Source organism: Chitinophaga fulva (genome assembly GCF_012927205.1).
GTDB classification, from domain to species: domain Bacteria; phylum Bacteroidota; class Bacteroidia; order Chitinophagales; family Chitinophagaceae; genus Chitinophaga; species Chitinophaga fulva.
The window spans coordinates 1,336,752-1,352,283 of the sequence record NZ_JABBGC010000001.1 but is presented as its reverse complement, the minus strand read 5'-3'; the positions used below and the strand labels follow the sequence as shown (position 1 = coordinate 1,352,283).

Annotated in this window: 12 protein-coding genes; 4 read left to right on the top strand and 8 right to left on the bottom strand. The window is 49.6% G+C overall.

The annotated features are described in order from the left end of the window. Positions 1 to 26: 26 nt before the first annotated feature. The 5 genes from mrdA to purD form a co-directional block, all read right to left on the bottom strand. Positions 27 to 1,964 (bottom strand): penicillin-binding protein 2, encoded by a 1,938-nt coding sequence (gene mrdA / locus HHL17_RS05725; protein WP_169223801.1) that lies wholly within the window; start codon positions 1,962 to 1,964, stop codon positions 27 to 29. 114 nt (positions 1,965 to 2,078) lie between these two features. After that, positions 2,079 to 2,588: a rod shape-determining protein MreD gene (gene mreD / locus HHL17_RS05720; RefSeq protein ID WP_169223800.1), complete on the bottom strand. Its 510-nt coding sequence runs from the start codon at positions 2,586 to 2,588 to the stop codon at positions 2,079 to 2,081. After that, on the bottom strand, positions 2,585 to 3,472 hold the full coding sequence (gene mreC, locus HHL17_RS05715) for a rod shape-determining protein MreC (protein ID WP_169223799.1): 888 nt from the start codon (positions 3,470 to 3,472) through the stop codon (positions 2,585 to 2,587). Before mreC ends, mreD begins: the two co-directional genes overlap by 4 nt. Positions 3,473 to 3,578: 106 nt before the next feature. After that, the gene (locus HHL17_RS05710) at positions 3,579 to 4,601 is read right to left on the bottom strand and encodes a rod shape-determining protein (RefSeq protein WP_078669179.1); all 1,023 of its coding nucleotides are present in this window, start codon (positions 4,599 to 4,601) and stop codon (positions 3,579 to 3,581) included. A 227-nt stretch (positions 4,602 to 4,828) separates the two neighbouring features. Beyond that, positions 4,829 to 6,106: a phosphoribosylamine--glycine ligase gene (gene purD, locus HHL17_RS05705; protein WP_169223798.1), complete on the bottom strand. Its 1,278-nt coding sequence runs from the start codon at positions 6,104 to 6,106 to the stop codon at positions 4,829 to 4,831. Positions 6,107 to 6,275: 169 nt separating this feature from the next. Between purD and HHL17_RS05700 the strand changes: the two genes are divergently transcribed. The 3 genes from HHL17_RS05700 to HHL17_RS05690 all read left to right on the top strand — a co-directional run bounded on the left by HHL17_RS05700 (position 6,276) and on the right by HHL17_RS05690 (position 10,811). Next, positions 6,276 to 7,988: a peptide MFS transporter gene (locus tag HHL17_RS05700; protein WP_169223797.1), complete on the top strand. Its 1,713-nt coding sequence runs from the start codon at positions 6,276 to 6,278 to the stop codon at positions 7,986 to 7,988. 126 nt (positions 7,989 to 8,114) lie between these two features. Continuing rightward, a complete protein-coding gene (locus HHL17_RS05695; protein WP_169223796.1) occupies positions 8,115 to 10,163 on the top strand; it encodes an OPT family oligopeptide transporter in 2,049 nt (682 codons plus the stop codon). 132 nt (positions 10,164 to 10,295) lie between these two features. Then, positions 10,296 to 10,811, top strand: a complete 516-nt coding sequence (locus HHL17_RS05690; protein WP_169223795.1) for a hypothetical protein — start codon at positions 10,296 to 10,298, stop codon at positions 10,809 to 10,811. A 248-nt stretch (positions 10,812 to 11,059) separates the two neighbouring features. Here HHL17_RS05690 and HHL17_RS05685 read toward each other — a convergent pair whose 3' ends face one another. The 3 genes from HHL17_RS05685 to HHL17_RS05675 are packed head-to-tail and all read right to left on the bottom strand — an operon-like array spanning position 11,060 to position 14,986. Further along, positions 11,060 to 12,262 (bottom strand): DUF1501 domain-containing protein, encoded by a 1,203-nt coding sequence (locus HHL17_RS05685; RefSeq protein WP_169223794.1) that lies wholly within the window; start codon positions 12,260 to 12,262, stop codon positions 11,060 to 11,062. Between the two features lie 24 nt (positions 12,263 to 12,286). Next, positions 12,287 to 13,735: a DUF1800 domain-containing protein gene (locus HHL17_RS05680; RefSeq protein WP_240975098.1), complete on the bottom strand. Its 1,449-nt coding sequence runs from the start codon at positions 13,733 to 13,735 to the stop codon at positions 12,287 to 12,289. A 42-nt stretch (positions 13,736 to 13,777) separates the two neighbouring features. Next, positions 13,778 to 14,986, bottom strand: coding sequence for a molybdopterin molybdotransferase MoeA (locus tag HHL17_RS05675; RefSeq protein WP_169223793.1), 1,209 nt, complete (start codon positions 14,984 to 14,986; stop codon positions 13,778 to 13,780). A 46-nt stretch (positions 14,987 to 15,032) separates the two neighbouring features. Between HHL17_RS05675 and moaC the strand changes: the two genes are divergently transcribed. Further along, complete coding sequence (moaC, locus tag HHL17_RS05670; RefSeq protein ID WP_169223792.1) at positions 15,033 to 15,524, top strand: cyclic pyranopterin monophosphate synthase MoaC; 492 nt, start codon at positions 15,033 to 15,035, stop codon at positions 15,522 to 15,524. The last annotated feature ends 8 nt before the right edge of the window (positions 15,525 to 15,532 follow it).

Below are 15,532 nucleotides of genomic sequence, written 5' to 3'. Positions count from 1 at the left end.
GTTTCGTATGTTTATTTCGTTGTTAGTTATTTAGTTCCGTTTTTCTTGATAATGGCGCTATTGTTCAGCGAGTCCAGTTTAGATTTAGCCACCATGGCCGGGTCCAGTGTTACCGTTTCCATTACGGTTTTCATCAGGGCCTGTCTTTTGGTGGAGATGGAGTCCTTCAGGTATTTCTCCATCATGAGACTGGCGATAGGCGCTGCATAACGGGCGCCGAAGCCGGAGTTCTCCACAATAACGGCGACGGCTATACGGGCGTTTTCAGCCGGAGCGAACGCCACAAACGCAGCGTGGTTTTTCAGCTTGGTCCGTTTACCGTCAACGATACCATAGTTTTCCGCCGTACCGGTTTTACCACCGATGGTGATCCCTTCAATCTGGGCCACGCGGCCGGTACCGCTTTCCACCACGTCTGTCATACCATGGATTACAGCGCTGTAGGCAGTATCAGAGATATGGGCCACCACGTGTTTTTCCTTGTATTTATCGAGTAAGTGGGTATCGTCGTTGTCAATGCTTTTTACAAAGTGCGGGATGTAATAGGAACCACGGTTGGCCACAATACACATGGCGTTGGCCATCTGTAGCGGCGTCAGCGTCAGCTCACCCTGACCAATACCGAGGAACACGGAGGTACAGGAGTTCCAGCTGCCTTTATACATCTTATCATAGAACGCTGGCGTAGGCACAATACCACGGGCCTCACTAGGCACGTCCACACCAATACGGTGACCGAAGCCGAAGCTGTTCATATAGTCAGACCATTTCTGGAGCCCTCCTGCACGAATGCCGCCAAATTTGCTGGCATCCACGCAGAGCCGGTATACATGCGAAAAGTAGGAGTTACAGGAGTGGGAGAGCGCCAGGCGCAGATTAGCAGCGTGGCCGGCATCATGGTGCTCACACTTGATGGGCCTGCTACAACCGTAGTACGCGCCACCACACGGATAACCAAAGCTGGGCGTGATCACGCCTTCATCCAGCCCTACCAGCGCAATCATCGGCTTGAAGGTAGACCCTGGCGGATAAGTAGCCTGAATGGCACGGTTGAAGGTAGGTTTGGTCGTATCACGGTTCAGCAGCACCGAGTTGGTACTGCGGTAAGAACCGGTGAGCAGGTTAGGGTCGAAAGTAGGAGCGCTGACCATCGCCAGGATACCGCCTGTTTGCGGATCGATGGCCACGATACTGCCCATTTTGCCTTTCATGAGTTTTTCTCCGAACTGCTGCAGTTCAATATCGAGCGACAGGCGCAGGTTTTTGCCGGCAATAGCAGCGCTGTCGAATTCACCGTTTTCATAAGCTCCTTGCGGCCTGTTCAGGTTATCTTTCACGAGGTACTGTATACCGCGTGTGCCCATGAGCACTGCTTCATAGGTCCTTTCAAGACCGGCCAGGCCGAGGTAATCACCGGAGTTGTAGGAAGAATAAGTAGTGTCTTTGAGGCGTTCCGGTGAAATCTCCCCGATATACCCCAGGATATTGGCCGCTGCTGCATAAGGATAGGAGCGTATCTGACGGGGCACCAGTTCAAATCCGGGCTGGAAGAGGTACATACTTTCCTGTAGCTGGCCGAATACTTCAGCCGGCAGCAGCGCCGCAAAAACCGATTGTCTTACGCGGCCGTTTCTGACGATCGCGTTGATAATACGTTTCCGGAATTCTTCCTTATCGATGTTTAATATCTTACAGAGATAGGCAGTGTCAATGTTTTTGGCACTGGCGGGTGTTACCACCAGGTCGTAAAGTACGTCATTACTGAGGATAGCCCTGTTCTGCCGGTCGTAGATAATACCACGGCTGGGATACACCACCTTTCTGAGTACGGCGTTGGCATCCGCCAGCTTCGCGTACTTCTTCTCCACGATCTGCAGGAAAAATAACCTGGTAATGATCAGCACCACCATCCCAAGTATAATCGCCTGTATAACTCTTTTTCTGGGCTGATTAAAAACTGACATGCTATTGAGGACGGATAAATTTTTAAATGCTTGTTGCTGGCATTAACTGCTGACAACTTCCCTTTTTCTGATGTAATTTAATAGTAATATTTGGCAAACGCTTATTGCAGACTGCTATTTCTTTGTGAAAAATAGCAATTCGTATAAAACGATCAAAATAAGGCTGGCAGCAGTAGAAAGGAGGATTTTCAGCATCAGGTACAATGGGTTGCCGAAGCCGAAAACTTCCAGGGTAAAAAAGACCACATGATGCAGAAATACCAGCACCGCTGCATAGATCAGAAACTGCGAAACGCCCATACTGGTCATGGACGGCGTTTTCTGGGTTGTTTCAAAGCCGCCCTGGGGCGACAGGACATTGATTATAAACGGTCGCAGGTAAGCGACGAATACGCAGGCAGCCGCATGTATCCCCATGGTGTTGGAAAACATATCGAGGGAGATACCCATCAGGAATCCAAGCAACATCACCACCGGGCGCGGCAGGTTAAAAGGCAGCGCCAGGATGAAGAGCATGTACAGATAAGGGCTCACCAGCTGGTGGATCAGTATCTTGTTGAGCACAAACACCTGTATCAGCAACAGGAATGCAAACCGGATAATATTTCTTAACAGTATACTCATTTAATCAACTTGTAAGTTGAGTCTTCTAGTCTTTGTTGTTCATCTTTCAGCAGATTTTCTATCACATACACATATTGCACGTTATAGAAATTCGTGGCCAGTCTCAAACGGATATTAAAAGAAGTGCCGGCTTTATCCGACAGCATCACCGTATCTACGTAGCCAATGGGAATGTTTTCGGGAAACAGCGCTGAAAAGCCGCTGGTAACCACCGTGTCCCCTTTATGTACTTTAGCGCTCTTCGGAATGTCCTTTAACTGGGCATAGGTGGCATTGTCGCCGTCCCAGTGCACCGATCCCATTTCCTTGCCCTGGCCCAGCCTGGCGCTGATGGACACGGAGTTGGATTTGGAGAGCATGGAAAGCACTACTGCATAGTTATCGCTCACGCTTCTTACCACGCCTACCACGCCGCTGCTGCTGATCACGCCCATATTGGGACGGATACCCTGCAGGCTGCCGCGGTGGATTGTCAGGTAGTTGATGGGCTTGTTAACGGAGTTATTGATCACCTTAGCCTCAAAGTATTTATAGCGGCGGATCTGGGTACCGATCACCCGGTGAAGGGTATCGTCGCTGTATTGGCGGATCGTATCTATTTTGAGGCCGGTACCTGTCACCACAGAATCAAAGCTGGTGCGAATGGCATTGTGCAGGCGGGTATTTTCCGCTACCAGGCTGTCGTTGGTAGCTTTCAGGTGAAAGTAGTATTGTACGTTGTTGTATTTGTCGTACATCTTCCCACTAATATCATTGGCGGAGTTAAGGTAGGCAGATCGCTGGAGGTTATTGTTCTGGAATACCAACACAATACAAATCACTTCCAGCAGCAGAAATAAGAAGAAGTTGAAATATCGCCTAAAGAAAATGATTAAATTCCGCACAAGCGCGAGTCATTTAGAGATTTTATTATTTAGAGATTTGGTTATTTAGAGATTTCTCTGAAAGAAAGATCTCTAAATAACCAAATCTCTAAATACCTAAATAGGTTTATTGCATCAGGAACGGATATTTACCCACATGTTTCAAAGCGATGCCAGTACCTCTTACCACGGCGCGCAGCGGATCGTCTGCTACATGAACCGGCAGTTTGATTTTCTGGGCAAGGCGTTTGTCCAGGCCACGCAGCAGCGCACCGCCACCGGTCAGGTACAAGCCTCTGCGGTAAATATCTGATGCCAGCTCCGGAGGCGTTGTTTCCAGCGCTTTCAGGATGGCTTCTTCGATTTTAAAGATAGATTTGTCCAGTGCCTCGGCAATCTCCTGGTAAGATACCATGATCTGCTTAGGGATACCTGTCACCAGGTCACGACCGTTAACCGGGATATCATCCGGTGGGTTGTCCAGTTCTTTCAGGGCTGATCCGATATGGATTTTGATCTGTTCAGCGGTCCTTTCACCGATCAACAGGCTATGGTAGCGGCGCAGCGCCTCCATAATGTCTGCGGTGAACTCATCACCGGCAATACGGATACTCTGGTCGCACACAATACCAGCCAGGGCGATCACAGAAATACCGGTGGTACCACCTCCGATATCGATGATCATGTTACCTACCGGTTCTTCCACGTCGATACCGATACCCAGGGCAGCGGCCATTGGTTCGTGCAGCAAGTACACTTCCTTGGCGCCCGCCTGCTCAGCAGAGTCACGTACCGCTCTCTTCTCCACTTCAGTAATGCTGGAAGGGATACAGATCACCATACGCCAGCTGGGAGCAAACAGTGGCTTTTTAGGATAAACCATTTTTATCAGTTCCCTGAGCATACCCTCAGCGGCATTAAAGTCCGCGATCACACCATCCTTCAGGGGACGTATCGTTCGAAGATATTCGTGTGTTTTTTCGTGCATCATCATGGCCTTCTTACCGACTGCCACAATTTTACCGCTAGCCCGTTCTATCGCTACAATGGAAGGCTCGTCCACAACCACTTGGTCATTATGTATTATCAGCGTGTTCGCTGTACCCAGATCAATCGCGATTTCCTGCGTTAAAAAATTAAAAAATCCCATTGTTGATACGGTCAAAAATTAGAATGCAAAAATGAATAATTCTAACGAATATACGATGCAAAAAGTGGATATTCTTGCAATAATACGGCTAAATATTAAAAAAAGTTATTTGTTGTTTAAACGGCAACCCGACACGATTATTTTACCATTTTAATATTTAGTTATTTGATCATTTAGAAAGCATGTCTCCACAGAGAAAACCCCTAAATAAAAAAATAATCCAATGCCTAAATGAATTCGTAACCGATGTCCCGACGATACGTTTTGCCTTCAAACGAAATCTGCTCTGCGGTTTGCACCGAATGAGCCAGTGCCAGCGGCAGACTGGCTGCCAGAGAAGTGATGGCCAATACACGGCCGCCATTGCTCACGACTTGCGCTCCCGACTGTTTCGTACCAGCATGAAATACTACCTGATCCTGGGTAGGCGCCGGTATTCCGTTGATCTCCTTGTTTTTCTCATATGCTTCCGGATAACCTTTAGACACCAGCATGACGGTGGCGGCTGCACGCGGATCGGCATAAATGGTTTGTTCTGCCAGTGTACCGTTCGATACCGTGGTAAACAGATCCAGTAAATCGTTTTGTAAACGGGGCATTACGACTTCCGTTTCCGGGTCGCCCATGCGACAGTTGTACTCAATAACAAAAGGCTCTCCCTCCACATTAATCAAGCCAAAAAAGATGAATCCGTTATATTTGATCGCTTCTTTTGACAAGCCCGCTACGGTAGGGCGGATTATTTTATCTTCTACCTTTTTCATGAAAGCTGCATCCGCAAAAGGTACCGGAGATACTGCTCCCATACCACCGGTATTCAGGCCTTTGTCACCTTCGCCAATCCGTTTGTAGTCCTTCGCTTCCGGCAGTATTTTATAAGAATGGCCGTCCGTCAGCACAAACACAGACAACTCAATACCGGTCAGGAATTGCTCTATCACTACGGTTTTGCTGGCATCGCCAAATTTGGCGGCACGGATCATCTGCTCAAACTCGGCCACCGCCTCTTCATGTGAACTGGTGATCACCACGCCTTTACCGGCAGCCAGCCCATCGGCTTTCAACACAATTGGTAAGGAATGCTGCTGAAGATAGGCAACCCCTTCTTCGAAATTGTCTGCATTAAATTCCCGGTAAGCAGCAGTAGGGATCTGGTGCCGCTCCATGAACAGTTTGGCGAAAGCCTTGCTACCCTCCAAACGGGCGCCCTCCTGTGAAGGTCCCATCACCGGAATATGCTGCAGGGCAGCATCCTGGGCAAAGAAATCATAGATACCATTTACCAGGGCCTCTTCTGATCCCGGTACTACCAGGTCGATGGCATTGTCCAGGCAAAAAGCCCGGATCTTCTCAAATTCACTCACGCCCATGTCGACGTTCGTTCCACATTGCGATGTGCCGGCATTGCCTGGCGCGATAAATAAGTGGCCACACTGTGGACTTTGGGACATTTTCCGGGCCAGGGCGTGTTCCCGGCCACCACTACCTAGTAATAAAATGTTCATATGAATTGCCTAATAATGCAGGTGCGAAAGAAAATGCAAAGAAAGATGAAAAAAGCACAAAAACGGTCCATTTCCACCATTTTTTTACGAGATAACCTATTTTACTTTAAATTGCCGCATTTAGAGATTTACAGAACCTTAAAACAACTATTGCTAAAACTAACCATTTATGATGCAAACAGCTGTTGCACAGAAGCCTGCTGATGCCTCGTCACAAGGGCATCCTAAAGGCCTAGCAGTCTTATTTACCACGGAAATGTGGGAACGATTTAACTTTTATGGCATGAGGGCGTTGCTGACCCTCTTCCTGGTAAATGCACTGGCTTTCTCTGAAGCTGACTCTTCTTACGTCTATGGTGGCTTCCTCGGTCTTTGTTATCTTACTCCTATGCTTGGCGGTTACCTTTCCGACCGATACCTCGGAAACAGGAACTGTATCTTATTAGGCGGCTTTGTAATGGGCATCGGACAACTGCTCATGGTACTCGCCGCTACCCTTTATGCCAGCAGCGTGGAAACAGCCAAACTGTGCGTTTGGGCTGCCCTGCTGGTGATCATCATCGGTAACGGGTTCTTTAAACCCAATATCTCCTCCATGGTAGGCCAGCTGTATCCTAAAAATGATAGCCGCCTGGACGCAGCCTTCACCATCTTCTACATGGGCATCAACGTAGGTGCATTCCTCGGTATGCTGATCTGCCCGCTGCTGGGAGACGTGAAAGTAGACAACGTCAGAATGGTAAGCGCCTTCAAATGGGGCTTCCTCGCTGCCGGTTTAGCCATGTTCCTCGGCTCCGTCATGTTCTATTTCATGAAGGATAAGTATGTGGTAACACCCGATGGCAAACCGATTGGTGGCAAACCTGATTTCAGCAAGCCTGCCGCCAACCTGGCTGAAGGCGAAGCTGACAAAGCCAAGTTTTCTACCGGCGCACTGATGGGCGTACTGGGCCTCATGGTAGCATTGTTCTTTATTATCCACTACCTGTCCCTGGACCCCAACCCGATCAAAGCCTGGCTGTATCCCTTCATCTATGCTGCTGGTATCAGCCTCGCGGTGCTGATCCTGACAGATAAAAGCATTACCAAAGTAGAAAGACAACGGATTCTCGTAATCTACTTTGTGGCCTTCTTTGTTATCTTCTTCTGGGCCTGTTTTGAACAAGCCGGTTCTTCCCTCACCTTCGTGGCTGACTATCAGACAGACCGTCGCCTCTTTGGATGGGACATGCCGCCGAGCTTTGTACAAAACGCCAACTCTATCTTTATCATCGTATTTGCACTGCCTTTCAGCTGGTTGTGGATGAAACTTCAGAAACGCAACCTGGAGCCTATCTCCCCGATAAAACAATCCATCGGGCTGGCTTTGCTGGCATTTGGCTTCTTCCTCATCGCCCTGCAGGTGAAAAACCTGGGCGCTGGTCAGAAACTCGGCGTAATCTGGCTGATCGTGATGTACCTGTTCCATACCCTCGGTGAGCTTTGCTTGTCTCCGATAGGCCTGTCACTGGTGTCCAAACTGGCGCCACACCGCTTCTCCTCCCTGCTGATGGGTGTATGGTTCCTCGCTAACGCCGCCGGCTACGCGCTGGCAGGTACACTGGGTGCCTTACTGCCGCCTACACAGGATAAATTTGAACTGGCGGCCAAAAACAACATCGACCTCCAGGCCATCCTGGACGGCACGATCACCGCCACTGCCCAACAACTGGAGAAATTACATGAACTGAAACTGGCTGCCCACTATCCAACCTTCGCCGGTCAAACGATCCATAACCTCTATGAGTTCTTTATGGTGTTCGTGATCCTGCCAGGTGGAGCCGCAGTACTCCTGTTCCTGTCCAGCAGCTTCCTGAAAAAATGGATGCATGGCGTAAGATAACAGACATACCTCTTATGTATAAAAAGGAAGACCGGAACAATAGAATTTGTTCCGGTCTTCCTTTTATACGCGGTAAGTAACCCCGTAATTCGTTAATTTCAGCCCTTAACACTTTTACCTTATAATATGGCTGACAACAATTTCAAACCATTTGTGCCGCCAGGCACACAAATGAAAGAATTTACCCTCAAATCCATTTTACTGGGCTGCATCTTCGGGATCATCTTTGGCGCTGCCACTGTATACCTTGCCCTGAAAGCCGGTCTCACTGTTTCCGCTTCTATCCCGATTGCCGTAATTGCCATCACCTTAGGCAGGAAATTTTTCAACACCACCATTCTGGAAAATAATATCATCCAGACCACCGGTTCCGCCGGTGAATCCATTGCTGCCGGCGTAGTATTCACCCTGCCGGGTTTCCTGTTCCTCAGCGATGGCGGTGGCGCCCAGTTCTTTAACTACTTCACCATCCTCATTCTGGCCATCTTCGGCGGTATCCTTGGCACCCTGATGATGATCCCCCTGCGCCGGTCGCTGATCGTGAAGGAACACAAAACCCTCCCGTACCCGGAAGGCACCGCCTGTGGCGATGTGCTCATTGCCGGGGAGAAAGGAGGCGACTTTGCCCGTACGGCGTTCTATGGCCTCGGCTTCGCCTTCGCCTATGCCATCTTCCAGAAGATATTGCATGTAATCGCTGAAACACCGGCGTACATGACCCAACAAGCCAACAAGTTTTTCCCTTCTGCCAAAATCAGCGCAGACATCACCCCGGAGTATATGGGTGTGGGTTATATCATCGGCCCCCGTATTGCGGGCGTACTGGTAGCCGGCGGCGTACTTTCCTGGCTGGCCCTCATTCCGCTGCTGGCCTCCCTGCTGCCAGGCGATGTGATCGCCTCCCAACTGGTGAAAATCGGTTATCTCGCCAGCCTGCAAACACCCGGCGGACAAGGTAACTGGGACCCTGTGGCCCATACTTTCGCTGATTATTCCTCCGCTGTATATTATGCCTATGTACGCCAGATCGGCGCAGGCGCGGTGGCTGCCGGTGGTTTCATCACCCTGCTGAAAACCATCCCCACCATCATCTCTTCCTTTAAAGGCAGCATCGGCGCTATCAAAGACCGTAAAGAAGGTGGCGACGCCCAGGCAAACGTACCAAGAACAGAAAGAGACCTGAACCTCAAAGTGGTGCTGTTTGGCAGCATCGCCCTGGTCCTCCTGATGGCCTTCCTGCCACAGCTGCCCGGCGATTCCATCGGCAAAAAAATGCTGGTAGGATTGCTGGTGGTAGTCTTCGGCGCCTTCTTCGTAACGGTGTCCAGCCGTATTGTAGGCCTTATCGGTTCTTCCAACAATCCTATCTCCGGTATGACCATCGCCACGCTGATGGGCACCTGCCTGGTGTTTATCGCTGTAGGCTGGACCGGTAAAGTATTTGAGCCTATGGCCCTTGTCGTAGGCGGTATGATCTGTATCGCTGCTGCCAATGCCGGCGGCACTTCACAGGACCTGAAATCCGGTTATATCGTGGGCGCCACGCCCATGTACCAGCAGCTGGCCCTGTTCATCGGCGCGATCGTATCTTCTATTGTGATCGGGCTGACCGTAAAATTCCTCGACAAGCCTACCGCTGAGATGATCAGCAAAGGTGTTACTGAACATGCTATCGGCAGCGCCTATTATCCGGCGCCGCAAGGCACGCTCATGGCTACACTGGCAAAAGGCATCCTGTCGTTCAACCTTGACTGGCAGTTCGTGCTGGTTGGTGTTTTCCTCGCCATCACCATGGAACTGTGTGGCATCAATTCGCTCTCTTTCGCAGTAGGCGCATATCTGCCGTTGTCCACTACTTTACCGATCTTCATCGGTGGCGCTATCCGTGGCGTGGTAGACCATAAAAACAAAAAAGACAATGTCCACACTTCCGCCGCGGAAGAGGAACTGGGCAAAGGCAACCTGTTTGCTACCGGGCTTGTTGCCGGAGGCGCTGTGGCAGGTGTCATTATTGCCATACTCGCCGGGTTTGACAGCTCTGCTGCTATACTCGCCAAACTCAATATGGAAAGTGGCCTCGCCGGTATACTGGGCCATGGCGGCTACTTTGTACTGGGATGTGCTTTCTTTGCCTTTATGGGCTGGTATCTTTACCGCACCGCCCGCAAAGCATAACACTCAAGTTATCAGGATATTTTAAGATGCCGGCACCGGAATGTAACAATACCGGGCCGGCATCCGTTTTTCTATTCTGAAAATGATTATTTTTATCGGAATTTTTATTACATCTTTCTATAATAAGTACCTATGCGCATACTTGTAACCGCACTACTCAGTGCCGTTGTAATCCTCGGCAGCTCCTGCGGAAAAGATAAAGACGATAGCAAAGACCGTAAGTTTGTTTCCGTAAAGCTGGATAATAAAATCTATCTCAGCGAGAATCCTAAAGGAGTAGCATATGCTCCTAACTTTCAGGACGATGATCCTACGAATGACTACTATAAACTGGAAATTAACGGGAAGACTGTCAACAACGATGCTATCAGCATTAGCATGGCAGGATTGAAAATACCCTTCCCTCCGGGCGTATATCCCTGCACCAGGGCGGGCAACAGCATCCTGATGGTGATCAACAGCGGAGGCTATCCTGCTACTTACAGCTCACAAGGCAGCGCTGATTGTTTCCTCACCGTCACCAATAGCAATAATATCCTGGTGGAAGGAACTTTCTCCGGCACGGTGAGAGACCTCAGCGGTGTAGGCGGCAGCCGCACCATCAAAAACGCGGCCTTCAGAGCGATATATACCGTTACGGCTCAATAAGAATCCCAGGGCTGAAGCCCTGGGCTACGATGTTCTTCAGGCGTGTTTATCATCAATATTTCGTTATTAATAATTTAGGGTTCAATATTAAACTACACCCGAAACACGCCAAGACAACATCTTAGCCCAGGTTACGATATCATAGGACCCTTGCGCCTTTTAATGATGTTAGGGCGTCAATATTAAACCGTACTTCTAAACATGCTTGAACAACATCGTAGCCCAGGGCTTCAGCCCTGGGACCGGCGTTAGATAAAATCCAATTTTGCATAATCAGATTTCAGGATCATTTTATCATTGGCCCCCAACCATTTATCCAACAGGGTGGCATACACGCTTTTAAAATCCAGCTTATACTGTAAATCCCCATCTTTCAGGTTCATCAGGTCTGGTCCGTCGTTCAATACTCCCTGTCGTTTTAATCCACCACCTATCAGGAACATATTATTAGCGGTACCGTGGTCGGTTCCGCCGCTGGCATTCTGGCTCACGCGCCGCCCGAATTCGGAAAAGGTCATCACCACCACATCCTGAAAACGGTTGTTCTTTTTAAGATCGCCGGTAAACACTGTCAGGGCATCGCTCAACTGTTTAAAAAGCCGCGCCTGCTGGTCCTGCTGGTTCACATGGGTATCAAAACTGCCGTGCGATACATAGTACACTTTGGTATTGATATCAGACATGATCAGATTGGCAATGGTGCGCATATTACGTCCCAGCTCAGTACCCGGGTAATTTTCTTTGGATTGGTAAGTCTTAAACTGTTGCTGGATATAAGCTGCAGAAGAAATGGTTTCACCCATGGTTTTATAGAGATATTCTACATTATGGTGTTCATCTTCATGTGCATGCTGTTGCAGGAGCTCTTTGAAAAACCGATCGTTACTGGTATTGGAAAGACGGCCCGGATCTGTAAGCGCCAGTCCTTTATTATGTTCGCCTTTCAGCGCAAGGCTCAGTGTATCGTCTATTTCCAGTGCTTGCGTGGGTTTATCACAGCCGTTGCACTGGGCATCGAGGTAGCGGCCTACCCAGCCATCGTTCCATATTTCATTTGCCTGGCTGGCGGAATGCCAGATATCCATGGAGCGAAAGTGCGAGCGGTCAGGATTGGGATATCCCACGTTGTTGAGGATTCCCATAGAACCATCATCATATAAGGCTTTCAGCCCTTCTAAAGAAGGATGGATACCCAGGTCATCATTGAGCGACAATGCCGTTTCCCGCTTAATACCCAGCGCCGGGCGGGAGCGGTAATAGATATCGTTGCGGTAAGGGATGATGGTATTCAGGCCATCATTGCCACCTGACAGTTGTACAATCACCAGCACTTTATTGCCCGGAGGCACCAGTGCACCCGTTTCCAACGCTTTCAGAAACTTCGGCATCAGCACTGCTGCCGAAGCCAGGGAACCTACCTGTAAAAAACGACGCCTGTTAAGTATTAACATAACTAATAGCTTTCTGGTGAATGATTAACAAAGTTGATATTCCGGAGTGCTCATGACATCAATGGTCACCGTCTTGATATATCCTTCGCGGGAGCTGGTATCTGCATATTTTTCCAACAGCGTTTTTTTAACATTGCCGGGTTGTTGCAACAACACGCCGGCGATGGCATCCGCGAGGTTTTCGCGGGGAACGTCGCTGTAGCCCTGCACATAAGGGTCCCAGTTGATCCGGGCATTCACTTTTTTGGCGAATTGTCTTTTCAGGAAATCATTGATCTGAAGCGTCATCTTATAGTTCCCGCCATCGCCCATTTCCGGTGTCAGTTCTTTAGGCCGTATATTCAGCACCTGCGAGTACAGGATCACCTGTGGCACCCGTAGCCGGAACATCAGGCTGGAGCTGTCTATCCAGTTACGGCCGCCGGGCCAGCCGGCCACATTAGGCGGGTAAAAGAGCATCTGTCCGAGTATACGCTGAAATACCAGCGTCACTTCTTCCTGCTCAAAAGCCATGGGAACGGTGCGGCGTATGCCTACCAGCAGTTCTACCGGCGATTTGATACGGTTGCCAATGTATTTACTATCGTAAAACCAATCGGCCATAAATATCTCCCGCATCAGTGTTTTGATATCATAACCCGAGTGATAAAACTTCTCTGAAAGAGACTGGATAAGGGTATCATCCGGTGTATCATCTATAAAATACCTGAATATTTTAGTAGTGATAAAAGTGGCCGTCTGTCTTTGTTCCAATAATATCTTCAAGACATCATCCCCATTATAGTTACCACTTTTACCAAGGATATTTTTGATCCCGTCATCATGTTGTTTTTCACGGAACACGAATTGGCCATCTTCATCGAAGCCCCATCCGGTAAAGGCGCGGGCAGCTTCTTTAATATCTGTTTCAGCGTAGTGTCCACGGCCCATGGTGAACAGTTCCATCACTTCGCGGGCAAAATTTTCGTTGGGATGTTGCTTCCGGTTTTGCTGGTTATTGAGGAATTGCAGCATCGCCGGAGATTTGGAGACAGCGGTCAGCAGATCGCCGAAGTTGCCTAAAGCATTGTTCCTGATCTCGCTTATCAGCTGCTGGTTGAACAACACGTTCTGGGTGCGGCATGCAAAGTGGCCATGCCAGAAGAGGCTCATTTTTTCGCGCAACGGATGATCGCTTTTCTGCATCATGTTCATCCAGGCCACATTGAGGTCTTTGATGCCCTGGGTATTCATCTCATTGACGGTTTTCCGTTGCTCGTCCGTCATGTTTTTTGAGCGTCTGTAATCCGGCAGGTCTGTGGCGTTGATTACGTCTATCGACTCCAGCTCAGCCCGTTTAGGGCCGATCAATACTTTATTCACGATTTCTTTTCGCCGTCTTCTTTCCCAGTCGGAGATAACAGGCAGGGTTTCACCGAAGCCGGCACGCCAGGCGAGATGTTGCATTTCCAGTTTTTTGGCAACTACAGGCATACGTAAATATTTTAATCTAAGACTGTGTTTTCCCGCCTGGGTTTAACGAAATCTCCAGATCTGATAACAACTTCCTTTTTCAAAGATGTTCTTATCTGATGGAAGCGCCATGAAGGCATCGGCATGAAGCAGGCTGGCAAGGTCTCCTGAGCCGTGATAGGGCTGAGGGATGGCGCCCATGGTGCCATCGGGCAGCGATTGCAACTTAACAGGAAGATAATATTCCAATGAAGGATTAAAAGTCACTTTTTCCTGCAACACTGCATAAACAGGTGCTTCATCCTGCGCTCCCATAGCAGCTCTCAGCCAGGGCAGCACATAACGGTAAAAACACATGAAGCCCGAAACCGGATTGCCCGGCAAAGCAAATACCACAGGTCCGTTGGTGAAAGTGCCGAACAGGAAAGGTTTTCCCGGCCTTTGCTGTACTTTATGAAAACGTTGCTGCATGCCCAACCGCTGTAATACCGCCGGCAGGTAATCATATTTCCCGGCTGATACCGCCCCGGAGCTGATCCACACATCTGTCTCCCGCAATAATGGTTCCAGTCGCTCGTGCATGGCAGCTTCTTCATCCGGTAAGTGTACGTATACTGCGGTAATACCGCATTGCTGCAGAGAAGCCATCAGGCTGTATATATTGGAGATACGCACCTGGTGCTCTTCGGGTGTGGCATCCACCGGCACCAGTTCATTGCCGGTAGCGATCACGGCTACACGTGGCAGCCGCGCCACCTCCACGAGCGTTTTACCAACAGTGGCCAGCACGCCCGCTTCCGCAGGGCCAATCAGGGTCCCGGGCGACAGCAGTACTGTCTCCTCCGCCACATCGGAGCCTCTGCGGTGAATGTTCTGTCCCTGTGTAACTTCACCTGTAATGGTAAAACGGCGGAAACCTTCATGATCAGTAGCTTGCAGCTGTTCATAAGGTATCACGCTGTCTGTCAGCTCCGGCAGAATGGCGCCGGTCATCACTTCAATGCAATTGGCAGTATTGGACAACTGTAGCCGCGGAGCGCCCGCAGCCTGGATATCTTCCACACCAAAAATCTGCTGCCCTCGTGCAAAGCTGTCGTACAGGATGGCGATACCATCCATGGTAACCCTGTCAAACGGCGGGAAGGGCCTGTCAGCTTTAACGGGCTCACGCAATACGCGCCTGGTAACCACTTCAAAAGGCAGCACTTCTGTGCCCATATCCCTCACAGTTTGTAATACGGCGGTATACGCAGCGGCAACAGTCAGCATCATTTTGTATTATTTTTGTAAAGGTGAAAGTGATTAAATTTATGATATTATGGCCAATCCATCAAGCAGCGATTTTACCCATCTCGATTCTTCCGGTCAACCGGCAATGGTAGATGTGAGCGGCAAAGGCAGCACTTATCGTGTAGCCGTTGCCGAAAGCCGGGTGTATTTACCCGCACTGGTACGGGAACAGTTCCGCGATAATGATATACAAACCCGCAAGGGCGCCGTATTCCAGACGGCCATTATCGCCGGTATCATGGCGGCGAAAAAAACACCGGACCTCATTCCGCTCTGCCATACCTTGCTGCTGGACGGCTGCGATGTACAGATACACCTCGAAGACGAAGAAGCCATTATCCGTTGTACCGTGAAAACCACCGGAAAAACAGGCGTGGAAATGGAAGCCCTCACCGGCGCCAGCGTGGCCGCGCTCACGATCTACGATATGTGCAAAGCTTTCACACAGGAAATGATCATCCGCCAAACCCGGCTGATCAGTAAAACCGGCGGCAAACAGGATTACGGGCACGGCGGGTAATCCTATAA